Source organism: Kouleothrix sp. 19917, from assembly GCF_057073505.1.
In genome coordinates, this window is sequence record NZ_CP097099.1 from 7,917,607 (window position 1) to 7,940,629 (window position 23,023).

The 23,023-nt window shown below is 65.3% G+C and carries 21 protein-coding genes; 6 read left to right on the forward strand and 15 right to left on the reverse strand.

Going from position 1 to position 23,023, the window contains the following annotated elements:
* The first annotated feature begins 19 nt into the window (after positions 1-19).
* The 3 genes from M1P90_RS31765 to M1P90_RS31775 all read left to right on the forward strand — a co-directional run bounded on the left by M1P90_RS31765 (position 20) and on the right by M1P90_RS31775 (position 2,657).
* Positions 20-1,279, forward strand: coding sequence for a hydantoinase/carbamoylase family amidase (locus M1P90_RS31765; RefSeq protein WP_483699795.1), 1,260 nt, complete (start codon positions 20-22; stop codon positions 1,277-1,279).
* Positions 1,280-1,388: 109 nt separating this feature from the next.
* Positions 1,389-1,907: a GNAT family N-acetyltransferase gene (locus M1P90_RS31770; RefSeq protein ID WP_483699796.1), complete on the forward strand. Its 519-nt coding sequence runs from the start codon at positions 1,389-1,391 to the stop codon at positions 1,905-1,907.
* A gap of 78 nt (positions 1,908-1,985) precedes the next feature.
* Positions 1,986-2,657 (forward strand): hypothetical protein, encoded by a 672-nt coding sequence (locus M1P90_RS31775; RefSeq protein WP_483699797.1) that lies wholly within the window; start codon positions 1,986-1,988, stop codon positions 2,655-2,657.
* Between the two features lie 154 nt (positions 2,658-2,811).
* Here the strand turns inward: M1P90_RS31775 and M1P90_RS31780 are convergent, their stop codons facing one another.
* The 13 genes from M1P90_RS31780 to hemG form a co-directional block, all read right to left on the reverse strand.
* Positions 2,812-3,936 (reverse strand): glycosyltransferase family 9 protein, encoded by a 1,125-nt coding sequence (locus tag M1P90_RS31780; RefSeq protein ID WP_483699798.1) that lies wholly within the window; start codon positions 3,934-3,936, stop codon positions 2,812-2,814.
* 215 nt (positions 3,937-4,151) lie between these two features.
* Positions 4,152-5,438 carry a glutamate-1-semialdehyde 2,1-aminomutase gene (hemL, locus tag M1P90_RS31785; protein ID WP_483699800.1) on the reverse strand — a complete coding sequence of 429 codons (1,287 nt, stop codon included), beginning with the start codon at positions 5,436-5,438 and terminating at the stop codon, positions 4,152-4,154.
* 144 nt (positions 5,439-5,582) lie between these two features.
* Positions 5,583-7,112 (reverse strand): DHA2 family efflux MFS transporter permease subunit, encoded by a 1,530-nt coding sequence (locus M1P90_RS31790; RefSeq protein ID WP_483699801.1) that lies wholly within the window; start codon positions 7,110-7,112, stop codon positions 5,583-5,585.
* A 230-nt stretch (positions 7,113-7,342) separates the two neighbouring features.
* A complete protein-coding gene (locus M1P90_RS31795; RefSeq protein ID WP_483699802.1) occupies positions 7,343-7,954 on the reverse strand; it encodes a P-loop nucleotide/nucleoside kinase family protein in 612 nt (203 codons plus the stop codon).
* A 16-nt stretch (positions 7,955-7,970) separates the two neighbouring features.
* Positions 7,971-8,957 (reverse strand): porphobilinogen synthase, encoded by a 987-nt coding sequence (gene hemB, locus M1P90_RS31800; RefSeq protein ID WP_483699803.1) that lies wholly within the window; start codon positions 8,955-8,957, stop codon positions 7,971-7,973.
* A gap of 332 nt (positions 8,958-9,289) precedes the next feature.
* Positions 9,290-10,093: a uroporphyrinogen-III synthase gene (locus tag M1P90_RS31805; RefSeq protein ID WP_483699804.1), complete on the reverse strand. Its 804-nt coding sequence runs from the start codon at positions 10,091-10,093 to the stop codon at positions 9,290-9,292.
* Positions 10,090-11,055 carry a hydroxymethylbilane synthase gene (gene hemC, locus M1P90_RS31810; protein ID WP_483699806.1) on the reverse strand — a complete coding sequence of 322 codons (966 nt, stop codon included), beginning with the start codon at positions 11,053-11,055 and terminating at the stop codon, positions 10,090-10,092. The genes M1P90_RS31805 and hemC overlap by 4 nt, the downstream gene beginning before the upstream one ends.
* Before the next feature lie 343 nt (positions 11,056-11,398).
* Entirely contained in the window at positions 11,399-12,346 is a 948-nt protein-coding gene (gene hemH, locus M1P90_RS31815) for a ferrochelatase (protein WP_483699808.1), read from the reverse strand.
* Between the two features lie 89 nt (positions 12,347-12,435).
* Complete coding sequence (hemE, locus tag M1P90_RS31820; RefSeq protein WP_483699809.1) at positions 12,436-13,506, reverse strand: uroporphyrinogen decarboxylase; 1,071 nt, start codon at positions 13,504-13,506, stop codon at positions 12,436-12,438.
* 155 nt (positions 13,507-13,661) lie between these two features.
* On the reverse strand, positions 13,662-14,357 hold the full coding sequence (locus M1P90_RS31825) for a chlorite dismutase family protein (protein ID WP_483699810.1): 696 nt from the start codon (positions 14,355-14,357) through the stop codon (positions 13,662-13,664).
* A 176-nt stretch (positions 14,358-14,533) separates the two neighbouring features.
* On the reverse strand, positions 14,534-15,784 hold the full coding sequence (gene hemA, locus M1P90_RS31830; protein ID WP_483699812.1) for a glutamyl-tRNA reductase: 1,251 nt from the start codon (positions 15,782-15,784) through the stop codon (positions 14,534-14,536).
* Between the two features lie 251 nt (positions 15,785-16,035).
* The gene (locus tag M1P90_RS31835) at positions 16,036-16,701 is read right to left on the reverse strand and encodes a MerR family transcriptional regulator (protein ID WP_483699814.1); all 666 of its coding nucleotides are present in this window, start codon (positions 16,699-16,701) and stop codon (positions 16,036-16,038) included.
* Between the two features lie 21 nt (positions 16,702-16,722).
* Entirely contained in the window at positions 16,723-18,186 is a 1,464-nt protein-coding gene (gene hemG / locus M1P90_RS31840) for a protoporphyrinogen oxidase (RefSeq protein WP_483699815.1), read from the reverse strand.
* 327 nt (positions 18,187-18,513) lie between these two features.
* On the opposite strand from hemG, the gene M1P90_RS31845 reads away from it, so the two are divergent.
* Positions 18,514-20,145 carry a hypothetical protein gene (locus tag M1P90_RS31845; protein ID WP_483699816.1) on the forward strand — a complete coding sequence of 544 codons (1,632 nt, stop codon included), beginning with the start codon at positions 18,514-18,516 and terminating at the stop codon, positions 20,143-20,145.
* A gap of 74 nt (positions 20,146-20,219) precedes the next feature.
* Here the strand turns inward: M1P90_RS31845 and mug are convergent, their stop codons facing one another.
* Positions 20,220-20,804, reverse strand: coding sequence for a G/U mismatch-specific DNA glycosylase (gene mug, locus M1P90_RS31850; RefSeq protein WP_483699817.1), 585 nt, complete (start codon positions 20,802-20,804; stop codon positions 20,220-20,222).
* A 1-nt stretch (position 20,805) separates the two neighbouring features.
* Positions 20,806-21,084, reverse strand: a complete 279-nt coding sequence (locus M1P90_RS31855) for an Lrp/AsnC family transcriptional regulator (RefSeq protein WP_483699818.1) — start codon at positions 21,082-21,084, stop codon at positions 20,806-20,808.
* Between the two features lie 796 nt (positions 21,085-21,880).
* On the opposite strand from M1P90_RS31855, the gene M1P90_RS31860 reads away from it, so the two are divergent.
* Both M1P90_RS31860 and M1P90_RS31865 read left to right on the forward strand, forming a co-directional pair.
* Positions 21,881-22,222 (forward strand): hypothetical protein, encoded by a 342-nt coding sequence (locus tag M1P90_RS31860; RefSeq protein ID WP_483699819.1) that lies wholly within the window; start codon positions 21,881-21,883, stop codon positions 22,220-22,222.
* Between the two features lie 50 nt (positions 22,223-22,272).
* Positions 22,273-22,830 carry a protein-tyrosine phosphatase family protein gene (locus M1P90_RS31865; RefSeq protein WP_483699820.1) on the forward strand — a complete coding sequence of 186 codons (558 nt, stop codon included), beginning with the start codon at positions 22,273-22,275 and terminating at the stop codon, positions 22,828-22,830.
* Positions 22,831-23,023: the final 193 nt, after the last annotated feature.

A 23,023-nucleotide genomic window follows, 5' to 3' on the forward strand; every position in this document is an offset into this window, starting at 1 on the left:
AACAGATTGGAGCACAAGCATGAGCACACCCGCCAGCCCGGCGCTGCAACCCCAGCGCACCATCGACGAGCTGAAAGAATTGCGCGCGCTCACCGGCGACCCCGAAGGCGCGCAGCGCGTGGCCTTTACCGACATCTGGGTGACGGCGCGCGCCTGGATGCGCGAAAAGCTGGCGCAGCTGCCGGTTGAGGTCGAGATCGACGCGGCCGGCAACCAGTGGGCCACGCTGCGCGGCGCTTCCGAGAAGGAACTGCTGATCGGCGGGCATATCGACTCGGTGCCGAACGGTGGCTGGCTGGATGGCTGCCTGAATGTGCTGGCCGGGCTGGAAGTGCTGCGCCGCCTTGCCGCCGAAGGTACGCCGCCCGTAACGGTGCGTCTGGTCGATTGGGCCGACGAAGAAGGCGCGCGCTTTGGCCGCAGCCTGTTCGGCTCCAGCGCGGCGTCGGGCAATTTCGACCCCGAGGAGCTGGCCGAGCTGGTGGACAAAAACGGCATCACGCTGCCCGATGCGCTCACGCGTGTGGGCATCGACCTCCACGCGGCGCGCCAGGCCAGCGAGCAGCTGAAGAACGCCGCCGCCTACCTGGAGCTGCATATCGAGCAAGGCCCGGTGCTGGAAAGCATGGACCTGCCGCTGGGCGTGGTGCTGGGCACCTTTGGCGTCGAGCGTCACCGCATCATCTGGAAAGGCCAGGCCGCACACTCGGGCTCGACGCCAATGGACAAGCGCCGCGATGCGCTGGCCGGCGCGTCCAAGCTCGCGCTCGAAATCCGCGACATCGCGCGGCGCGCTGGCAATGGCGCGGTGTGCACCAGCGGCGGCGTGGTGTGCAAGCCCGGCATCGTGACCTCGGTGGTGGAAACCGCCGAGCAACTGCTCGACCAGCGCCATCTCAACCCCGACACGCTGGCGACGATGTTGCAGGAAGCGAAAGACGCCAGCACGCGCTTCGCCCAGGAAGAAAAGATCGACGTGACGTGGGAGCGAATCTGGAACATCGAGCCAATTCCCTTCCATCCCGACCTGATCGAGCTGTGCGACCAGGCCATTCTCGAAACCTGCGGCACTTCGCACCGCCTGCCGAGCGGCCCGCTCCACGATGCGGCAGAAGTGTGCCGCGCGGGCGTGCCGACGATTATGCTGTTTGTGCAGAGCCTGCGCGGCATTTCGCACAACAAAATCGAAGACACCAAGGAAGAGCATATTGCTCTGTCGGTTGAGGCGCTCGACCGCCTGGCCAGCAAGACGATTGAGTGGATTGTGGCGCAGGGGTAGGGCATTACACTTCAATCGGACGCCTGGAACGTTTACCACGAAGACACGAAGGCACGAAAGACTCCATCTTCGTGTCTTCGTGCCTTTGTGGCTATGTGAGGAGAAACGCGTGTCCCTGACTGTGCTGGAAACCGAGCGCCTGCGCCTGCGGCAGTTTGCCGAAAGCGACGCCGCCTTTGTGCTGGAACTGCTGAACGAGCCCTCGTGGCTGCGCTTTATTGGCGACCGGGGCGTGCGCACGCTCGACGACGCGCGCGGCTATATCACGAACGGCCCGCAGGCCATGTATGCGCGCCACGGCTTCAGCCTGCTGGTAGTCGAGCGCACAACCGACGGCGCGGCGCTGGGCATGTGTGGCCTGATCAAACGCGACACCCTCGACGCGCCCGATATTGGCTACGCCTTTCTGCCGCGCGCCTGGGGCCAGGGCTATGCGCGTGAGGCGGCGGCGGCCATGCTGGCCTACGGCCACGGCGCGCTGGGTCTGCCGCGCATCCTCGCCATCACCGACCCCGAGAATGCCGCCTCGATCAAGCTGCTCGAAGACATGGGCATGCGCTTTGTCGAAGTCATCCCATTCGCTGGCGGCGGCCTCTCGCGCCTGTTCGAGCATCGCCAAGATACGTAATTCCCTCGATTTCATTGCGCCCAACCTTCTTCTATCATAAGCACACCGACGCGAATTGGGAGAGAAGGAGAAAACGCCATGAAAATAGGTCGTTACCGATGGGCTGGCAGTATTGCATTGCTGCTGCTGGCCTGGGCGGTCGTCTCGCCTGCGCAGGCACACCCGCGCGCGGCAAGCAGTGTTGAGCGCCCGCCCGATGGCAAATATCTGTTTGTCGAGCTGTGGGTTGAGGTGAGCGGCACGGGCAATCTGCCCCCGTATATTGTTGACTTCCCCGGCTACCGCTTCGACGCGAATGCGGGCACGCTTGAGCCCTTCTTCACGTCGCAACCCCCGCTGCCTGCGCTTTCGCCAAATAGCTGGGGCGCGCTGGGCAATGGCGAAAGCCGCAGTGGCGCGGCGGGTGGCGGCATCAGGAGCAACCTCGGCATTCTCCCCACCATTCCCTACACCACGTCGATCGGGATTGGCGATGGCACCGCCGGCCCGTACACCGAGCACCTGCGCACGGCAACGGTTGTGCTGCGCGGCGTGGCCGCCGACGGCACGCTCGACGTGGTGATCGACGGCGAGGCGCAGCAGCTTGCGCCGGGCGCGCAGTGGCAAAAAACGGTGGGCGCGGATCTGGTGAGCACGGAATACAACGGCCACTATGATGTCATTTCAACCGTCACGAACTACGGCTGGCAGGATCGCGCGAAGTTCGACGGGCCGACGCAGTTCGCGTGGGTGCCGCTCGCGGAGCGCTGAGGCTTTGAGAAGCGGAACCACAAAGGCACGAAGACACGAAGTATTCTGGAAAATACGTTATTTCATACAACGGGCAAGCTTCCAGGAAGCTTATCTGAGTATCAGGTTGAAAGAAAACTGGCTTCAGCTTCCTGGAAGCTGAGTACGAGCACTTTTAGGCAGGCAGGCCAAGCGCACCAGCCAGCGCCGCGATCACCTGTGATGGCAGCAGCTCGCGCATGCAGAGGTGGCCTTCGACCAGGCACGCCTCGTTTTTGAAGCGATTCTCGACGCACACGCGGCAGGTGGCTGGCGTGCGCAGTACTGTCGCGTTGGGCGCGCGCGGTGCCCACAGGTTGATCGGGCTGGCCCCGTAGCCAGCGGCATCATTCCCGAAAATACAGATCGTCGGGCAGCCAGCCGCCGCCGCAATATGCATCGGCCCGGCGTCCACCACCACTGCCGCGCGCGCCTGCTGGAACGCGCCCACCAGCTCGGGCAGGGCCGTTTCGCCGCGCAGGTCGATCAGCGCGGTTTCTTGCAGCAATTCCTCTTCCCAGCCGCCCGCGTGGTAGCGCTCGCGCTCGACCTGCGGCTTGCCGCCGAGCATGCCCACGCTCAGGCCCCGCGCTGCGCACCAGTCGATCACCTCGCGCCAGTAGGCAGGCAGCCACTGCTTGGCACTGCGCGTGGTGGTCATATGCAGCAGCACATCGGGCACGGCGGTGCGCGGCGGCGCGCTGGCCAGCTCGGCGCGAAAGTAGTCGGTTTCGACATAGGCGATCTGGCAGAAAATTTCGGCAAGGTAGTTGCTGCCCAGAATTTCGGCGTAGCGCGCAAGAAAATCGGGGCTGTTCCAGTCGGCGTCGCGCAGCATGCGGTCGCGGATGTCGTCGCCGGGAGGCATTTTGCGCCGAAAATCGGGCTGGAGCGACGCGCCAACGAGGTAGCGCGGCGCGACGGCGGCCACCACCACGAGATTCAGCTCGCTAAACTCGTCGCAGTTGATCGCCAGATCATAAGCTCCGGCCGCCGCGCGCCGCTCGCTCACAAAGGTATTCAGCTCGGCCAGGTAGTCATCGCGCGCGCCATACAGCGAGAAGCGCGCATCGACGTAGGGGCAGCCTTCCTCGAGGTCGCGGGTGGTTTCGCCGCCAAAGAAATCGAGCGTGGCGGCGGGGTATTTTTCTTTCAGGCCGCGCAGCAGCGGCGTGGTGAGCACGAAGTTGCCAACCTTATCGGAGCCAAATACCGCCAGGTGCGGGCGCGGCCCCAGCGGCTGATCGGTGAAGCGTTCCATAGTTCTCCTGCCGGTAGGCGCGGTTCGTGGCGCTATTATACTCAATCCCGCTTGTCGTTCTGTTTCACGCAGAATCAAGAAATCCACAGATTACGCAGATTTCACAGATATGGCTCGCTCAAGCAAAAAATCTGTGGCATCTGTGCGATCTGTGGATAATCCTGCGCCAGACACGCCGTGCTACGTACTGCTGATTTCGAAATGCTGCTTCTGCTTTATGCCGCCTTCATCGCCGCCCGCGCCGCGTCGAGCGTAAAGGCCACCGCCGCGTCGTCGTGCGCAAGCGAGACGAATGCCGCCTCGAACTGCGAGGGCGCGAGGTACACTCCCCGATCGAGCATGGCGTGGAAGAAGCGCGCAAAGCGGGCGGTGTCGGCGTGCTGTTTGGCGCTGGCATAATCGCGCACGGGCGCGCCCGCGAAGAAAAAGCCCCACATGCTGCCCACCGCCGCCGCCTGGAGCGGCACGCCGGCTTCTTCTGCCGCCGCCGCAAAGCCGTCGCGCAATTGCGCCGCCACGTCGGTAAGCCGCTCGAACGCGCCGGGCGCGCTGATCGCGCGCAGCGTCGCTGCACCAGCGACCATCGCCAGCGGGTTGCCCGACAGCGTGCCGGCCTGGTAGACCGGGCCAGCCGGCGCGATCTGCTGCATGATCTCGCGCCGCCCGCCATAGGCCGCCGCCGGCAGCCCGCCGCCGATCACCTTGCCCAGGCAGGTCAGGTCGGGCGTGACGCCATACAGCGCCTGCGCGCCGCCAAGCGCCACGCGAAAGCCCGTCATCACTTCGTCGAACACCAGCAGTGCGCCGTGCGCGTCGGCCAGCGCGCGCAGGCCTGCCAGGTAGCCATCGACTGGTGGCACCAGACCCATGTTGCCCGCCACCGGCTCGACAATGATCGCCGCCACTTCGCCGTTGTGCTGCTCAAGCAGTTGCTGCACGGCGTCCAGGTCGTTAAACGGCGCGCTGAGCGTATCGGCGGTGGCGGCGGCAGGCACGCCCGGGCTATCGGGCAAACCCAGCGTCGCCACGCCCGAGCCGGCCTGCACCAGGAATTCGTCGGCGTGGCCGTGGTAGCAGCCCGCGAACTTGATGACCTTGGCGCGCCTGGTGTAGGCGCGCGCGAGCCGAATCGCGCTCATGGTCGCCTCGGTGCCCGACGACACAAAGCGCACCAGCTCGACCGCTGGCATGGTGGCGGTGATCAGCTGTGCCAGCTCGGTTTCGATGGCAGTGGGCGCGCCAAACGAGGTGCCGCGCGCGGCCTGCTCGCTCACCGCCCGCACGATGTCGGGGTGGGCGTGGCCGAGGATCAGCGGCCCCCACGACAGCACATAATCGACATATTTGTTGCCGTCGGCGTCGTATAAGTACGCGCCTGCGCCGCGCTCGATAAAGCGCGGGGTGCCGCCCACGCCGCGAAACGCGCGCACGGGGCTGTTCACGCCGCCGGGAATGTGCTGCTGGGCCTCGGCAAAAAGTTCGGCTGAGCGGGTGCTTGCCATGGTGCTCTCCTTCTGTGCAAAGGGCGTTTGCGCGCCCGTGAAACTCGACTTGGCCTGGAGCGTGTACCCGAAAACGCATCCTGAGTAGTGCGAAGCGCGTATCGAAGGGTGCGTAATTTATCCTGCTGTCAGGTGCCGCAAACCTCATTCCAATGCGGTCGCTGGCCCGCGCACAAACACCGCTGCCATTGCTGCGCTCAGCCAGGCCAGCCCGGCGCAGGCCAGCATCACCACGCGAAAAACGTCGGCAAAGGCCAGGCGAATCGCCTGCCGGGCGGCATCTGCCTGTGCAGCCGGGAACGCGGGTGGCAGATCGGCGGCGCCAAGCTGCGCACCCTGCCGCAGCTGCGCGCGCGCGGCCGGGTCGAGTGCCAGCGCCGCGCCGTGCTGCTCAAGCGCGCCTGCATACAGCGCCAGCGCCAGCGCGCCCACAATCGCCAGCCCCAGCACGCCCGCAATGCGCGAAATGGCATTGTTCACGCCCGAGGCCGTGCCAGCCGCCCGCGCCGACACCGCGCCCATCACCGCCGCCGTGAGCGGCACGATTGTGATCGCCATGCCCAGGCCCAGCAGCAGCACGCAGGGAAAAAACGTCCACCAGTAGTGCGCTGGCCCGCCGGTAATGCCCACCAGCGCAAAGGCCACAAAGCTCGCGCCCACGAGCGCCGGCCCAGCGATCAGCGGCATGCGCGGTCCGTGCCGGTCGGCCAGCGTGCCAGCGCGCCGCGAAAGCAGCGCAAGCACCACCGCGAAGGGCGTAAACGCCAGACCGGCCTGCGACTGGCTGTAGCCCTGTACGTTCACCAGATTGAGCGAAAGAAAGAAGGTCGAGACGGTCAGCGCGCCGTACAGGAACAGCGTGAGCAGGTTGGTGCCGCTGAACGTGCGCGAGCCAAACAGTCGCAGCGGCATCATCGGGTGGGCGCTGCGCGTTTCCACCAGCACAAAGGCCGCCAGCCCGGCCAGCCCGCCCAGCAGCGTGCCCGCCACCAGCGGGTTGGCGAAGCCGCGCTCAGGCGCAGCAAGGCTGCCATAGGCCACGCCCGCCAGTCCCAGCGAGGCCAGCGCAGCGCCCACGTAATCGATTGGTGGCGCGGCAGAAACGGGCGGATCGGCGGGCAGACGCGCGAGCGCGACCAGTGCCAGCAGGCCGAGCGGCAGGTTGATCAGAAAAATGCCGCGCCACAGCCCGGCCCCGGCCAGCACGCCGCCCAGCACCGGCCCGGCGATCGTCACCAGCGTGGTGGCCGACGACCATGTGCCAATCGCGCGGCCGCGCTGGTTGGCAGGAAAGGTGGCGCTGATCAGCGCCAGGCTGCTCGGGATCATCAGCGCGCCACCCAGGCCTTGCAGCACACGTGCCGCGATCAGCAGTTCAATCGAGGGCGCGAGCCCGCAGCCAAGCGAGGCCAGCAGAAACACGCCAATGCCGCTTTGAAAGACCCGCTTGCGCCCGATGCTGTCGCCAAGCGAGCCGCCAAACAGGATCAGCGCGGCCAGCATCAGCAGGTAGGCGTTCACTACCCAGAGTAGCTGCGCCCCCGTCGCGCCGAGGCCGGCTTGCAGCGCGGGCAGAGCCACATTCAGCGCCGACGAGTCGATAAATGCCATGCTGGAGGCCAGGATCGCAGCCAGGAGTGCCCGCCGCTGGTGCGGGTTTGCGCGAGATTGCACCGTGGTTCTTTCTGCTGGAAATTGGAGCGAGAAGTATTGTGCCAGTGCCTTTCAAATAAGGCAGCTAGGAACGATTACCACGAAGGCACGAAGACACGAAGGGCTTTAGAATGCTACAAAATCTAGGAGGCTTCGATTCTTTGTGGCTGTTTGAAAGGTACTGTGCCTGGTGCGGTATCAGCCAGGCGATGCGGAAATTGCGAAAATAGTAGCATAGCAAGCGCCAGTCCCTATTCCCCATCCCCTAACCCCTGCGCTGATGCGGCGAGGCGTGCCAGCGCGGCCTGCACCTGCCCGAGAATGAGCGGGTAGTCGAGCGCATCCAAATCGTTCGTGTCGATGTCAACGCGCTCGCCGCCAATGTCGAGAAAATCGTTGCGCGCGCCCGCGCCTTCGCGCACAATCGGCTCGTACACTTCGATGTTCAGGTGGTCGAGGTGGCCGGGGTGGCGCGCGCCGCTCAGCACGCGCTGCCGGAAGCGCTCGAAAAGCACCGGGCCATCGGCCATGCAGCGCACCTGCAAGGGCAGAAACGGCCAGTGTTCGCGCAACTCGTGCAGATGCGGCAAGTCGAGCACCGGGTCGAAGTTGCTTTCGATGATCTGCGAGCAGCCGGCCCGCAGCAGCGCCTCCGTGGCTTCGTACAACATCGCGTAGCTGGCCCCGCCCAGGCGCTGCGACCACACAAGATCGCTGGTGCCCAGGCTGTCGAACAGCGCTTCCTTGAAGTTGTCGCGGTGGAACAGCGGCAGGCGCAATTCGCCCGCCAGCCAGCGCCCAAGCGTGGTTTTGCCCGCGCAGGGCGGGCCGGAAATGATGATCAGAAATGGCGGTATTGGCATAGCAATCGGGTGGCGGCTATTCTTGCGCGAGCCAGCGCACCGCTTCCTTGGCGTAATAGGTGATGATCATGTCGGCACCGGCGCGCTTGATGGCGATCAGGCTTTCCAGCGCGGCGCGGCGCTCGTCGATCCAGCCATTCTGCGCGGCGGCCTTGATCATAGCATATTCGCCGCTCACCTGATACGCCGCCAGCGGCAGGTCGTGCTGCGTCCGCGCCGCGCTGATGATGTCGAGGTAGGCGCCGGCCGGCTTGACCATCAGCATATCCGCGCCTTCGGCAGCGTCGAGCGCGACTTCGCGCATGGCCTCGCGGGCGTTGGCCGGGTCCATCTGGTAGGCGCGGCGGTCGCCAAACTGCGGGGTGCTTTCGGCCGCCTCGCGGAACGGCCCATAAAAGGCCGAGGCGAACTTGGCGGCATAGGCCATGATCGGAATGTCGTGGTGGCCAGCCGCGTCGAGGCCGGCGCGAATGGCCGCGACCTGCCCGTCCATCATCGCGCTGGGGGCGACAATATCCGCGCCTGCGTCGGCGTAGGCCACGGCAGCGCGCGCCAGCAGGTCGAGCGTCGGGTCGTTCAGCACGTCGCCGCTGCCCGGCTCGGGCGAAAGAATGCCGCAGTGGCCGTGGTCGGTGTACTCGCACATGCACACGTCGGCCACCACCAGCAGCTCGGGTGCGCGCGCCTTGATTGCGCGAATGGCGCTTGGCACCGGGCCGTTGGCGTCCCATGCGCCGCTGCCGGTTGCGTCCTTATGCACAGGAATGCCGAACAGCAGCACGGCCGGGATGCGCAATTCCATCAGCTCATCGATCTCGCCGCCAAGCTGGTCGACCGAGCGCTGGGCGTGGCCGGGCATGGAGCTGATCGCGCGCAGGACGTTCCGGCCCTCGGCAATGAACAGCGGGGCGATCATATCGGCGGCGCTGAGCGTGGTTTCGCGCACCATCCGGCGCAGCGTGGCGGTGCGGCGCAGCCGGCGCGGGCGGTTCAGCAGGTTCATATTTTTCTCCTTTGGGATTGTAATTTTTTACCACGGAGGCACGGAGACACGGAGATTTTGTTTTTGAACGTTCGTGTTCTCTGCGTCTTTGTGGCGCGCAAAAGGGACGATTTCGATTTCACCACAGAGACACAGAGAACACGGAGAATTTAGTTTTAGAGCGGTTTGCGGAACAATTGACCACTCACGGACCGGCAAGAAACGCGTTGGAGCGCGGAAAATGCAACTGCCTTCTGCATCCTGCCGGCTGCAAACTGCTATAGAATCTTGGTGTCTTGGTGTCTTGGTGGTTCGGTACTTTCCTGGCTCTTCGTGCCTTCGTGTCTTCGTGGTTAGGGTATTTTTGCGAACCACGCAACCAGCGCATCGACCACGCCCGCGCCAGTGAACTCGCGCGCCTCGGCATCCACGCGCAGCCCTTCCGCGCGTGCCGTTTCGGCGGTGATCGGCCCGATGCAGACGATTGCGGTCTTATTCAGCAGCGCCGCCGCGTCGCTGCGCTCCATGCCGGCACGCTCCAGCCCGTCGAGCGTGTAGCGCACCGTAGACGAGCTGGTGAAGGTGATTGCGTTGGCGCGACCGGCGTGGAGATGATCGGCAAGCGCGCCCACGCCTTCGCCCGGCACGGTATGGTACACCGCAATTTCGTCTACTTCCGCGCCTCGTTCGCGCAGGCCAATCGCCAGCGCGGCGCGGGCAATGTCGGCGCGGGGCAGCAGAATGCGCTGGCCGGCCACATCGCCAATTTCAGCCAGAATTGCCTCGGCCACGTACTCGCCGGGCATGAACTCGGCATGAAGGCCATAATCTTCGAGCGCGCGCGCCGTGGCTGGGCCGATTGCGCCAATGTGCAGGTGGGCGAGCGCAGCAGGCTTCACGCCCAACGCCTCCATGCGTCCGAGCAGGGCATGCACGCCATTCACACTCGTCACGATCAGCCAGGAATAGGTGGGCAGGCGCGCAATCGCCGTATCGAGCGGGGCATAATCGTCGGGCGGGACGATTGCAATCGCCGGGCAGACCAGCGGCTCCGCGCCAAGTGATTCGAGCTGCGCAATCAGCTCACGCGACTGCGCGGCCGGGCGGGTGACGACGATGCGGCGGCCGGCGAGTGGCCCGTGTTCAGCGCTACTCATGGTGCTTCGTTCAGCAGCGCCTGCCCGCCCTTGTCCAGCAGCTGCTCGGCAAGCGTCGAACCAAGCGCGGCAGGCTGATCGATTGGGCCGGCAAGCGTGCCGCGTACCACGCGACCGTCGCGCGCGCCAATCAGCCCGCTCAGCGTGATCGTCGAGCCTTCGAGCCAGGCGTAGGCGGCGATTGGCACCTGGCAGCCGCCGCCAATGCGCCCCAGGAACGCACGCTCGGCCGCGACGGCGCAACGGGTTGGTGCGTGCTCGAGCGGCGCCAGCAGCTCAAGCGTGGCTGCGTCGCCGGCGCGCGTTTCGATGCCAAGCGCGCCCTGTGCGACCGCTGGCAGCATCACGGTTGGGTCGAGCAGCTCGGTGATCTGGTCTTCCAGCCCGAGGCGGCGCAGGCCGGCCGCTGCCAGCACAATCGCGTCGTACTGGCCTTCGTGCAGCTTGCGCAGGCGCGTATCGACATTGCCGCGTAAGTCGGTGATGCGCAGGTCGGGGCGGGCGGCGCGGAGCTGGCAGGCGCGGCGCAGGCTGCTGGTGCCAACGTGCGCGCCAGCGGGCAGGGCGGCCAGCGCCGCGCCGCCGAGCGACACAAGCGCGTCGCGGGGGTCTTCGCGGGCGGGAATGACGGCCAGGATCATGTCGGGCGGCAACTCGGAAGGCAGGTCTTTGGCGCTGTGCACGGCCATATCCACCCGGCCGGCGCGCATTGCGTCTTCGATCTCGGTGACAAACAAGCCCTTGTCGCCAATCGCGCTGAGCGGCCGGTCGAGGATGATATCGCCCTTGGTGGTGATGTGCTCGACGCCGACGTCCAGCCCGGGCCAGCGCGCCAGCAGCGTGTCGCGCACAAAATGCGTCTGCACCAGCGCGAGCTTGCTGCTGCGGGTGCCGATCACGACCACCGACGTGCTGGCTGCGCGGGCGGTGGGTTCAAGTGCCTCGATTGAGCGATGGGTCATTGCTATGCCTCTCTGTATCGCCTGCGCGGCGGGCGGCAGGGCGCTGCCGTTGCCCTGCACCCACGGCCAGGATCTGCGCCCTGCACCCGGAATGGAACGGTCGGCGCATTGAAAGAAAACCCTCATGCCTGCGTCAATCCTGCAGGAGCATCGTCATGTCTGGGCCGGGCGGGGCATGAGCCGCACACCCTGGTGAAGCACCAGCGTTCTTTTTCCATCTCCAATTTTCGGAAATCCGTTGCTGTTTCTGACCAAAGACGAAAGATGAATGACCAATTTTGGCTTCGTTCTTCGTCTTTCGTCCTTCGTCTTAGCACGAGAAATAAACTTCAACCAAGCTTTACTACCCCTGCGTCGTCTCAGCCGGCACGTTTTCGAGCGCGACGGCGCGAATCAGCTCGACGAACTCGGGGTCGGCGTTGGGCATGCGAATGCGCTTGAGCATCATGCCAAGCTCCTGCGCCTTGGCCTGCGCCTCGGTGTCGATGTCCCACAGCACCTCAAGATGCTCGGCCACAAAGCCGAACGGCACGCTCAGCACGGAGCGCACGCCTTCGTCGTAGAGCTCCTGCAGGTAGTCCACAATATCCGGCCCAAGCCAGGGCTCGGGCGTGGGCGCGGCGCTCTGGAAGCAGAAGCGGTGGTCGGGCAGGCCGACCAGCGTGGCAATGGCGGCGGCGCTTTCGCGCAACTGGTCGACATACGGGTCGCCCTGGGCGATGATTTTTTCGGGCAGGCTGTGCGCGCTGAACAGCACCGTGACCTTGCCCTGCGCCTCGGGCGGGAACTCGGCCAGCGCAGCGCGAATGCGGTCGGCGATCAGCGCGCGGAACAGCGGGTGGTCGTGCCAGTGCTCGACGAAGTGGAAGCGGAACGGCTCGGGAAGCTGCGCGAGCGCCTTCTCGGTGTAGGTGCGGTAGCCCTCAAGGCTGTAGCGTGAATAGTGCGGGGCCAGCACCAGACCCACAACGTCGCGCAGGCCGTCGGCGGCGATCTGCGGCACGACCTCAGCGATATAGGGGTGCCAGTGCTTCATGGCGAGGTAGACCTTGTACTGGCCGGGGAACTCGGCATCGAGCCGCGCGCGCAGGCCGTCGGCCACGCCCTTGGTCAGCTCGTACAGGGGTGTCTGCCCGCCGACCTTCTGGTAGCGGAAGATCAGGTCTTCAAGCTGCTCGGGCGAGGGCTTGCGCCCGCCGCGAATGTGCGTGTAGTAGGGCTCGACATCCTCAAGCGTCTCGGGCGTGCCGTAGGCCATGACCATGATGCCGGTCGGTGTATTATTCTTCATCGTTACCTCTATTCTTCTGAACCGCAGAGGCGCAGAGTACGCGGAGTTTGCAGATTGTGGAACCTGCCAACGTTCCAACCTGCGACCTGCTAACTCGTTGATGAGTATTCGTGCACGAAGTTGGCCAGCCGCGCAACGTTTTCGACCGGCGTTTCGGTGAGGATGCCGTGCCCCAGGTTGAAGATATGGCCGGGGCGGCCGGCGGCGCGATCCAGCACATCGGCGGCGCGGCGCTCGATCAGCTCCCACGGCGCAAAGAGCGTGTGCGGGTCGAGGTTGCCCTGCACCGCGAAACCCGGCCCAAGCTGCGCCCAGGCATCATCCAGCGTGCTGCGCCAGTCGACCCCAATCACATCCGCGCCGCTCTGGCGCAGCAGGCCATACATGCCGCCCAAGCCCGTGCCGAAATAGATAATTGGAGAATTGGAGGCGCTTCCTCGTTCCGCTGCCGCGCTTTCGCGAATCGCGGCGATGACCTGCTGCACATACGGCAGCACAAACGCGGCATAGTCGGCGGGGGCGAGCGCGCCAGCCCAGCTGTCGAACAGCTGAATGGCGTCGGCACCGGCCTCGATCTGCGCAATCGCGTAGTCGCTGATCAGGCGCGCGAGCTTGCCCATGAGCGCATGCCACGCCGCTGGCTCGCGGTACATCAGCTGCTTGGTGCGGCGATACTCGCGCGAGCCGCCGCCCTCGATCGCGTAGCTGGCAAGCGTGAATGGCGCGCCGCTAAAGCCGATCAGCGGGATGCGTTCGCCGAGCTCGCGCTTCACCAGACGCACCGCGTCGAGCGTGTAGGCCACGGTTTCGCGTGGGTCGGGCTGGGCGAGCGCAGCAATGTCGGCCATGCTTGCGATCGGGTTGTGGATGACCGGCCCCTCGCCCTGCTCGTAGGTCAGCTGCAGGCCCATGCCCTCCAGCGGCGGCAGGATGTCGGCGTAGATGATCGCCGCGTCGATGTCGAAGGCCTGCACCGGCTGCATGGTGATCTCAGCCGCCAGCTCGGGCGTTTTCACCATGTCGAGAAAGCCGTGGCGCGCGCGAATAGCGCGGTACTCGGGCATGTAGCGGCCGGCCTGGCGCATAAACCACACCGGAGTGCGGTCGGTCGGCTCGCGGCGGCATGCGCGGAGAAAGCGGGATGTGTGTAGCTCTGGCATATCTCTATCTATGTTGTTGGGGGCGAAGCATTTGCGTGGAATGCATTGCCATGCGAAGGCCTTTCAACGCAAATGCTTCGCCCGTGCTGCTATGAAAAGTGCGCATGCTGGGTCGGAAGCTCGAATGCTTCGCCCCTCCTTGGATGCGCCCGCGATTATCCAAGCAGCGCCAGCGCCTCGCGCAGCGGCCGGTGAATGCCGGTGATGATCGGCGTATCGCGCAGGGTGTAGCGGCGCGCTTCGGTGTTGCGCAGGGCAGTCACCAGCTCGCTGAAGCGCGGCATGTCTTCCATCTCGTAGGCGACCACAAATTCCTGGTCGTCGAGGCCGGTGGTGTAGAGCAGCACCTGGCGAATGTCGGCGAACTCGTGGCCCACGCGAATGTGCTCGTTCATCATGCCCTGGCGCGCTTCCTTGCTCATCAGGTACCACTCGGTGGTCTTGCTGAACGGGTACACGGTCAGGTAGGTCTGGCGGTCGTTCAGGTCAATCGCCTGCTCCTGCGTGGTTGGGCGCTTGGTGTAGTTCGAAGGGCGCGTGAAGCCGTACAAGTTGTGCTCGATCGTCAGGTAGGCACCCAGCCCGCTTTGCAGCAGCCGCGCGGTCATTTCCTGCATGGCGAGCGGGTCGATGCCGCGCCGCCACAAGAGCAGCTCGCAGCCGACTTTCAGGCCCAGCGTGCTGTAGGCCCAGGTGGCGATGTCGGGCGCGTACTCCTCGATCACGCTGGCCAGCGACTCGCGGCCGTCTTCGCGCGCGCCGTGGGGCAGCCGCCGCCACGCCGGGTCGGAGCGAAAGGCGGTGTACTGCACGAAATAGCGCTGGCCGGGGGTTTCGGAAGGGCTGGACATAGGGGGTTCCTCGCTTCTCTTTGTGATATGAGTCGGCAGTTGGCAGTTGGCAGTTGGCAGTTGGCAGTTGGCAGTTGGCAGTTGGCAGTCACCCTGGAACATTCAGACTTTCGAACTTTCAAATCTGCGAACGTTCAAACCTGCAACCTTCGAACTTTCAACCTGCAACATGGTCGTTATTTCGCGCTGCCAAGCTGAAACAGCTCGTGCACGGCGCTGACCAGCTCGCCGTCGCGATGATCCTTGAGCGTGGCGATCGGCTGGTGCAGCAGCTTGTTGACAATCGCGGCGCTGAGCGCGCCAATCGCGGCCTGCTCCTGCGCCGACAGGTTGGGCATGCGCGACAGCGTGCGCTGAAGCTCGGCGGTGCGGATGGACTCGGCGCGCTCGCGCAGGGCGCGGATGGTTGGGACGACGCCCTGCTCATTCCACCACTGCTGGAACTTTGCCACCTCGCCGGCCACAAGCTCCTCGGCGTGGTTCACCTCGGCGGCGCGCGTGGCGCGGTTGGCGTCGCAGATCGCTTGCAGGCTATCGACATCCCACAGGCGCACGCCCGGCACCGCCGCCGCCAGCGGCTCGACATCGCGCGGCACGGCCAGGTCGAGCAGAATTAACTCGCCTTCGCGGCCGGCCATTGCGCGAACCGCCATGTCGGCTGTGAGAACATAATTCGGCGCGGCAGTGCAGCTCAGCACCACATCGGCGTCGGCCAGCCCCTGCTCGATCTGCGCGAAGGGCAGGGTTGCCGCGCCATAGCTGGCGGCCAGCGCGGCTGCGCGCTCGGGCGAGCGGTTCGCCAGCGTGACGGTCGCGTGCTCGCCGCGCAGGTGCTTGAGCGCCAGCTCGGCCATGCGGCCCGCGCCCAGCACCAGCACGCGCCGCCCGGCCAGTTCGCCCAGCCGCTCGCGCGCAATATCCAGCGCCACCGAAACCACCGACAGGTGCTGGCGGGCGATGCCGGTTTCGGTGCGCACCAGCTTGCCCACTGCCAGCGCGTGCTGCAGCAATCGGCTGATCATCTGCCCGGCCATGCCGGCCTGCTGCGCGGCGGCCAGCGCGCTTTTCAGCTGCGTCTGGATCTGTTCTTCGCCCAGCACCATCGAGTCGAGGCCGGCGGCCAGTCGAAACAGGTGCTGCGCGGCGGCCTCGCCAGTGAAGATGTAGAGGTGCGGTGTCAGCAGTTCGGCGGGCACGCTGTGGCGGCTGCCCAGAAAACCCACCAGCGCCGCCGGGCCATCCACCTCGTCGGGCAGCAGGCCGCCGATTTCGACGCGATTGCAGGTCGAGATAATAAAGCCCTCAGCGGCATAGTCGCGCAGCCCGACGAGCGCAGATTGCAAATCCTCGGCGCTGAAGGCGAGCTGTTCGCGCATGGCCACCGGGCAGATGCGCTGGTGTGTCCCGATAATAACAAGTTGAGCCACAGCAATTTCCTATGTACTAGTGCGCGTGAATGCGCAGGGTTTAGGGGTTGGGGGTTAGGGTTTGGGGATTGCGATGCGCAACGAAGCCCTTCACTGCCCTAAAACCTCACGTGGAATTGCACTACGTGTAGACCACAGAAACAAAGACGAATGTGAAATTGAATCGTTGCTACACAAGCAGAGTATGATCGATAGCTGTTAAAAAAGTATGTGAAATCTGTTCGTTTCTTCCAAATGTTTGAACATTGCGTTTATGCGCCCTGTTTCTCGAAACCCGCAATCACGCCCAGCAGAATCGCGTCCATAAAGCGATCGAGCCGCGCATGCAACCCGGCCGCCTCGGCCAGGTCGGTGGGCTGGGCGATGCCCGGCACCGGCATGGCAAGCTGCGCAAAGGCGCTGCGAAAGAACAGAAACGCCTCGACCGTGTCGTGCAGGCTCACGCCGGCCACGCGCGACTCGCCGCCGTAGCTTTCGCCCACCGCGCGCGCCTCGACCAGAAAGCGCGTATCGTCTTCGCGCCGATTGATGTACTGAATGAGCAGGCCAAGCAGGCGCTGACCCAGGCCGCGCATGCGGTTCGTAAGCGGGCCGCTGGTGAAGCGCGTGTGCCATTCCTGCTGCGCCAGCGTGTGGCTGTCGAGCGCCCAGGCCCCGCCGTGCGCGTGCGGGTTCATGCTGTGCGCGGTTGGGTGGGGCGCGGCATGCGGCACCAGCGCGGCGGGCGGCGCGGGCACCAGGCGCACAATCTCGGCGCGCGCAAAGCGGCGGTGCCCGCCCAGCGTGCGGCGCATGGTCACGCGCCCGCTATCGCCCCAGCGGCGCAGTGTCGAAGTATTTACGCCCAGCAGCTCGCTGGCTTCCTGCAGCGAAAGCCACTCGGCGTCGGCGGTTTCGGGCTGGTGCTGCTGGTTCATAGCGCTTCTCGGCAATCGCTCTCAGGCCAGGGTTGGAACGCGAAGCTGCTCCAGCGCGGCGCTGGCGGCAAGCTGCGCCTGCTGAATGCAATCGGGCAGGCCCACGCCGCGGTACGAGCTGCCGGCCAGCAGCATGCCAGCGGGCAGGCGTGCTTCCACGGATGCCACGCGCTCGCTGTGGCCAATCGCGTACTGCGGGTGGCCGTTCGGCCAGCGGAAAATGCGGCTCCACAGCGGCGCAGCGTCGATCTGCAACATCGAACGCAGCTCGTCGCGCACAATCGCCAGCACTGCATCGTCGTCCAGCGCGACAGTTTCGGGCGTGCGCGCGCCGCCGGCAAACACGCGGATGAGCGTATAGCCATCGGGGGCGCGGCCAGCAAATTTCTTTGAAGTAATAGTCAGTGCGTTGATGCGCCGCCCTTCGCTCTGCGGAATAACCAGACCGAAGCCTTCGAGCGGCGCGCGGATCGCCGCGCTTGGGTAGGCCAGCGACACGGTGGCGGTGCTGACATAACGAATGTCGCGCAGCGGCGCGGCCAGCCCCGGCTCGATTGTATCGAGCAGGGCGGCGGCCGCCGAGGCGGGCGTGGTCACAATCACGGCATCGGCGTCGAGCGATTCGCCCGTATTCAGCCGCAGGCGGTAGGGGTGCGCGGCCGCCGGGTTGTGTGCGAGCGCCACGACTGAACGATTGGGCAGCAGTGTCGCCGCCAGGCGCTTCAGCAGGGCGGGCAACAGCGTGCCAATGCCACCGCGCAGCGTCAGGAAGGGCGGCGGGGGTGCGGCTGCGGCGGGCGCGGCTTCGCGGGCGCGGCGGGCTGCAAGCAGCGCGCGAATCACGCTGCCGTGCGTGCGCTCCATTTCCAGAAAGCGCGGAAAGGTCATGTGCATGCTTTGCTGCTCGGGGTCGGAGCTATGAATGCCGGCCAGCAGCGGCTCGCCCAGGCGGTCGAGCGCTTCTGCGCCAAAGCGCCGCCGCATGAAATCGGCCAGCGTCTCGTCGACGCCGTCGGTGCGGGCAGGCACCCACTGCTCGCGCAGCATGCGCAGCCGGCCCTGCCACGAGAGCAACGGCGAGGCGAGGAACGGCCCAAACTCGGTTGGGAAGATCAGCGACATGCCGGCTGGCATGGCGACGGGCCGGCCTTCGATCAGGAAATGCGTGGTGATCGGCGTGGGTGTGGTTGTCAGCAGCTCGGATTCCAGGCCCAGCGCGCGCACCAGCGCAAGCGCGGCGGGCTTCTGCGTCACAAACGAGTCCGGCCCGCCCTCGACTAGGAACGCGCCGGCAGGCGTCTCGACCGACTCGGTGACGATCTTGCCGCCAAAGCGCGCATCCTGCTCGACAATCGTGCAGCGCAGGGGGATGCCTGCCTGGCGGGCGGCCTGCTCCAGGTAAAAGGCCGCGGCAAGCCCGGTGATGCCGCCACCAATGATGACAACCGGGCTCCCTGCATTGGCGCGATCGCGTTGCTCTGTCATGGAGTTAAATCTATCAAATCTATCAAATCTATCGTAACTCACTATAGTGTATCGATCATGCTACAAGCTGTCAAGATAAGCGAGGTGGCCCAAATGGCCGATTCTGTTGCACAACGCTGACACATTTGTTGTTCAAACGATGCGCAGCATTTCTGCCCGCGCAAACTCTAGCGTGGTCCTGTCGAATCGCTCTCGAAATGCCGCATCGGTTATGTTTCCTGCACGACAGATTTGGCAGCTTTTGAAAATAGAAACGGGCGAAGAAGCAGTTTTTGGGGCGTTTTGATACCTACTAGAGTGAATCGTGATTGTGAGCAAGGAGCCCGTATGAGAGGATTGACCATTGCGGCTGTGCTGGCCGTGCTGCTGGCAGGTATCGGCGCTGCGCCGGCCGCAAAAGCCGCGCCGGCTGCGCCGCCCGCGCCCGCCAGCGCGGAGTATGCCGCGCGCCCCGGCGGCCGCGTAGTGCGCGCCGACGCGCCCGACCGAGTCGCCGTACCGGCGGTTCATTCGACCACAACGGTGCAGGCCTGTGCCGCGCTGGCCCCGCAGCTGCTAACGCCGGCGAATGGCGCGACCAGCAACGATCTTCAGAACCCGCGCTTCACCTGGAATCGCGTGGCGGGGGTGAGCGAGTTCGTCTTTCAGCTGGCCGCGAACAGCAGTTTCACCAATTTGCTGGCGACCGAATCGAGCGGAACGCCAGCGCATCCCGGGCCGGTGGCGCACACGACCTTTGCCGACCTCGATCCGCTTTCGACCTACTACTGGCGCGTGGCAAGTGTGTGCGCCGACGGCCAGATCGGCGCGTTTTCGGCGGGGTTTGTGCTGCACGCGGGCGCGGGCGCGGGGAATGTGAGCTGCACGCTGCCGCCGCCAGCCCTGCTTGCGCCCGCCAACAATGCGCAGGTGAACACGCTCATCCCGCAGATCGCCTGGCAGCGCGCCCCGAACACCTACGAATACTACTACCAGCTCGCCAGCGACAGCGGGTTTAGCAATGTCGTCGATTCCAGCTATTTCATTGGCGTTGATCCCGAGCTGAACGCGAATGTTTCGACCCGCCCGCTCGACAACCTTGCGCCGAACACGCGCTACTACTGGCGGGTGTTGAGCATCTGCGCATCGATCGATAAAGCAGGCAGCTTTGGCGCGACCTTCTCGTTCCGCACGCCCGCCGACACCAGCGCGCTGCCGCCCGCGCCGCAGCAGATCGCGCCCGAAGATGGCGTCACCACCGGCTCGATCCGCCTGACGATCCTGTATTCGGCGGTGGCGCAGGCCGAGCAATACAACGTGCGCCTGTACGAAACGCGCACCGACGCTGAGCAGGACAATTGGCGCTCAGCCTATTCGCCGTTTGGTACGGTTGCTGTGCTTGTGCGCCAGCCCGAGCAGACCTTTTTCTGGCGGGTGAAGGCGCGCAACGCCTTTGGCTGGGGGCCACTGTCGGGCATTCGTTCGTTCCGCACGCCCGCGCTCACGGCCAGCGCAACGATCACGCCCCAGGCGGGCGGCACGCTCAGCCCCAGTGGCGGCTTCCTGACGGTGAACTTCCCGGCTGGCGCGGTGAGCGCGCCCACCTTACTTGACTATTTGCTGCTGCCAAGCCCGCAGCACAGCCTGCCGGGCTATCATTTCGCCAACCGCGCCTTTACGCTCAATGCAACGTCGAACGGCCAGCCGCTGCACCAGTTCAACAAGCCCTTCACCATGCTGGTGCGCTACGACCCGAGCGACCTGCTGGCGGCGGGCATTTCGAACCCGGCGACGCTGAATATGGTCTACTGGAACGGGCAAGGCTGGCAGGCGCTGCTGCCATGCGCGGGCTGTGGGGTCGATACGGCGCAGCGCACGGTGACGGTGGTGCTGAACCACCTGAGCGAGTTTGCGCTGGTGGCCCCCGGCGCGGCGAGTGTAGGCGGCGGGCGCGTGTTTGTGCCGCTGGCGCGGCGTTGATAGGATGGTGCGAACCTGTGTGCTGGTGAAGTTGCGAGTTCGGGAGTGGCTTGCGGCCCACGAATTTCTTTTGCTTACACAAGCCCTTGTTCGGCGGCCTGGCGCAGCTCGCCATACACGCGGGCGAGGTCGGCCAGCTGGTAGTGGGCGTTCAGGCCCGAGGGGTTGGGCAGAATCCACACTGGCGTCGCGCCAAACGGCTGCTCCTGGCGGCCCAGCACGGCGCGCGGCTGCCCAAACGCGGTGCGAAAGGCGGTGACGCCAAGCACGGCCAGCACGCGTGGGCGAAACGCATCGACTTTGGCTTGCAGCCGCGCGCCGCCCTCGACCAGCTCGTGGGGCGCCAGCTCGTCGGCGGTGGCAGTGGCGCGCGCCACCAGGTTGGTGATGCCATAGCCCAGCGGCAGCAGCTCGCGCTCTTCGCTGGGGTGAAGCTGGCGCGGCGTGAAGCCAGCCGCGTGGAGTGTGGGCCAGAAGCGGTTGCCTGGCCGCGCAAAGTGGTGCCCGGTGACACCCGAGTACAGGCCGGGGTTGATGCCACAGAACAGCACGCGCAAATTCGGGCCGATGATGTCGTCGATTGTGCGGCCGGCGGCGGCCAGCAGCTCGGCGCGGGTGGGGCGCGGGTCGGGGGCGCGCTTGGCGTCTCGCTCAGCCAACTCAGGAAACTCCGATGTCCCAGGCGGCGCTCAGATCCTGGGCCGAGAAGCGGCGGAAGGCCAGCACGGTGCTGGTTTCCAGAATGCCGTCGATCTGCGACAGGCCCTCGGGCACGGCCTCGGCAAGCTGCTCGTACTCGTTCAGGCGCAGCACCACCAGAATATCGAACTCGCCGGTGACGCTGTAGACCTCGGCGACGCTCGGCATGTTCGCGATTTCCTGCGCGATCGCAGCGATCTTGCGCGGCTCGGCTTTGACCATCACAAAGGCGGTGAACATCGGCGTTGCTCCTTTGGTTCGGCGGCTCGCGCGCAGTATAGCGCAAGCGTGGCGGTGGTGCAATGCGTGCCTGGCCCATCCCAGGCGTTTGCGAGGGCTACGCGCCCTCGCGCACCGCGGCAAGAGGCCGCCGCCGGCCACACCCACTTCGTGGGTACCCGACCTCGCCGTCGGGGCCTTGCCCCGAACCCCAAATTTGATGTGGCCGGCATAAAAAAGATTTGCGGCCATGCCTCCGTTGTGGATGAAAGCAAGGCATCGGTCGAATCGTGTTGTACCTGCCTTACAAGCTGCCGCCCTCGCTCGTCAACTGTTGCCAGCGCTGAGCATAACGGAGGCATGGCAGCATTGCTTTGCAATAGCTTCTGCATTCACTCGGGTTCCAAGGGCGCTAGCCCTTGGCCGGGGTGCTGGGGCGGAAGCCCTAGCGGCCCTGCGGCCTGAGCAAGCTGCGTTGCATAAGTGAAGGCACCTGAAAAGGCAAGGCGGGCGGACACGCAGGTCCGCCCAGACAAGGCCGTCCAGACAAAACCGTCCAGACAAGGCCGCCCAGACAAAACCGTCCAGACAAGGCCGTCCAGACAAGGCCGTCCAGACAAAACCGGCCAGACAAGGCCGCCCAGACAAAACCGGCCAGACAAGGCCGCCCAGACAGTGGCGTATCGCATACGCCGCATGCACACCAAAAATTAACCAATCCTATACCCCAAAAAGGAAATCCTGCACGTCTAATACAACAGAGCGCCCAACCAAGCCGCACACCGCCAGCGCGCCCATCACTGATAGTGGGGAGAGTATGCAGAAGAATTTCAGCAACGACGGGCCGAGCGCGCACCGCCCGCTCTACGAGCGCACCATGCGCCAGGGCGGCAGCCTGGTCAGCGTGCCGACCCTGCACTGCAACTGGCTGGCGGGCGACGTGGTCTACCCGATCACCATCAGCCAGGCCGAAGTCGAGACCGGCGCGCGCCACGTTGCGGAGTTCTACACCCCCAGCGGCGAGCCGTACCGCGTAGCAATCGACCTCGTGCCCGGAACGGCGCACGGCACGCAGATTGTGATTGTGGGCGCGGGCGGGCCGGCGCGCGAGGGCAATGGGCGCGGCGACCTGATTGTGCTGGTGCTGGTTGCCTCGTAGGCACGCGTGGTATACTGGGCGCGGATCCGCGCTTCTGAGTGCCGTGCCCTATGCCAAAAACAATCGTCCCTGCCCCGCCAGACGCCCGTTTCGCTGCCTTGTCGCGCCACCCCGAGCTGATCGGGCGCTATGCCGCCACGCAATGGCAGCGGGCTTTTGGCCTGAACATCAGCAAAATCGACGACTTCCTCTATGTTGGCGGGCAGTTTCGCCCATCCCAGTGGGCGGGGCTTCACGCCCTCGGCATACGCGCCGTCCTGAGCTTACAGGATGAATACGAAGATCAGTTCGCTGGCCCGCCCGCGCCGCGCAGCCTGCGCCTGCGCGTGCCCGATTTCTACCCGCCATCGCTTGATCAGTTGCAGGAAGCAGTGGCGTTTATTGCGGCCGCCCGCGCCGAGCAGCTGCCCGTGATGGTACACTGCCACGCCGGTGTTGGCCGCGCCTCGCTCACCGCCAGCGCCTTTCTGGTGGCGCAGGGCGCGCCGCACGCCGAAGCATTTCACACCATTCGCAGTGCGCGGCCAATTGTGATCCTCAACGGCCGGCAGCTTGCGCGCCTGCGCGAATGGGAAGCGCACATCGCAACCCAGCGGGCCAGCACATAAGCAGCTTTGACACCCCTACCCCCCTATCGTATAATGCCGCCCGCCGAGCAAGGAGCGCATTCCGGCGCATGAAGCTGCCGTGAAATGCCTTTTGGGAGCGTTTGGTCTTCCCGGCTTGCTTGTTCGTGCCTCGTCAGTCGGGGCACGACGACAGGAGCGAAACGGCGGCATTCGCGCGTGCGGATGCGCGCCA

Excerpts from the sequence above, each read along its gene's own strand:
- M1P90_RS31855 (WP_483699818.1), bottom strand. The coding sequence starts at position 21,084 with ATGTTCACCGCCTTTGTGATGGTCAAAGCCGAGCCGCGCAAGATCGCT.
- M1P90_RS31845 (WP_483699816.1), top strand. The coding sequence starts at position 18,514 with ATGAGAGGATTGACCATTGCGGCTGTGCTGGCCGTGCTGCTGGCAGGT.
- hemL (WP_483699800.1), bottom strand. The coding sequence starts at position 5,438 with ATGGCAAGCACCCGCTCAGCCGAACTTTTTGCCGAGGCCCAGCAGCAC.
- hemH (WP_483699808.1), bottom strand. The coding sequence starts at position 12,346 with ATGAAGAATAATACACCGACCGGCATCATGGTCATGGCCTACGGCACG.
- M1P90_RS31780 (WP_483699798.1), bottom strand. The coding sequence starts at position 3,936 with ATGGAACGCTTCACCGATCAGCCGCTGGGGCCGCGCCCGCACCTGGCG.
- M1P90_RS31775 (WP_483699797.1), top strand. The coding sequence starts at position 1,986 with ATGAAAATAGGTCGTTACCGATGGGCTGGCAGTATTGCATTGCTGCTG.
- hemG (WP_483699815.1), bottom strand. The coding sequence starts at position 18,186 with ATGACAGAGCAACGCGATCGCGCCAATGCAGGGAGCCCGGTTGTCATC.
- hemC (WP_483699806.1), bottom strand. The coding sequence starts at position 11,055 with ATGACCCATCGCTCAATCGAGGCACTTGAACCCACCGCCCGCGCAGCC.
- M1P90_RS31765 (WP_483699795.1), top strand. The coding sequence starts at position 20 with ATGAGCACACCCGCCAGCCCGGCGCTGCAACCCCAGCGCACCATCGAC.
- M1P90_RS31825 (WP_483699810.1), bottom strand. The coding sequence starts at position 14,357 with ATGTCCAGCCCTTCCGAAACCCCCGGCCAGCGCTATTTCGTGCAGTAC.
- M1P90_RS31835 (WP_483699814.1), bottom strand. The coding sequence starts at position 16,701 with ATGAACCAGCAGCACCAGCCCGAAACCGCCGACGCCGAGTGGCTTTCG.
- hemE (WP_483699809.1), bottom strand. The coding sequence starts at position 13,506 with ATGCCAGAGCTACACACATCCCGCTTTCTCCGCGCATGCCGCCGCGAG.
- M1P90_RS31865 (WP_483699820.1), top strand. The coding sequence starts at position 22,273 with ATGCCAAAAACAATCGTCCCTGCCCCGCCAGACGCCCGTTTCGCTGCC.
- M1P90_RS31795 (WP_483699802.1), bottom strand. The coding sequence starts at position 7,954 with ATGCCAATACCGCCATTTCTGATCATCATTTCCGGCCCGCCCTGCGCG.
- M1P90_RS31860 (WP_483699819.1), top strand. The coding sequence starts at position 21,881 with ATGCAGAAGAATTTCAGCAACGACGGGCCGAGCGCGCACCGCCCGCTC.
- M1P90_RS31805 (WP_483699804.1), bottom strand. The coding sequence starts at position 10,093 with ATGAGTAGCGCTGAACACGGGCCACTCGCCGGCCGCCGCATCGTCGTC.
- hemB (WP_483699803.1), bottom strand. The coding sequence starts at position 8,957 with ATGAACCTGCTGAACCGCCCGCGCCGGCTGCGCCGCACCGCCACGCTG.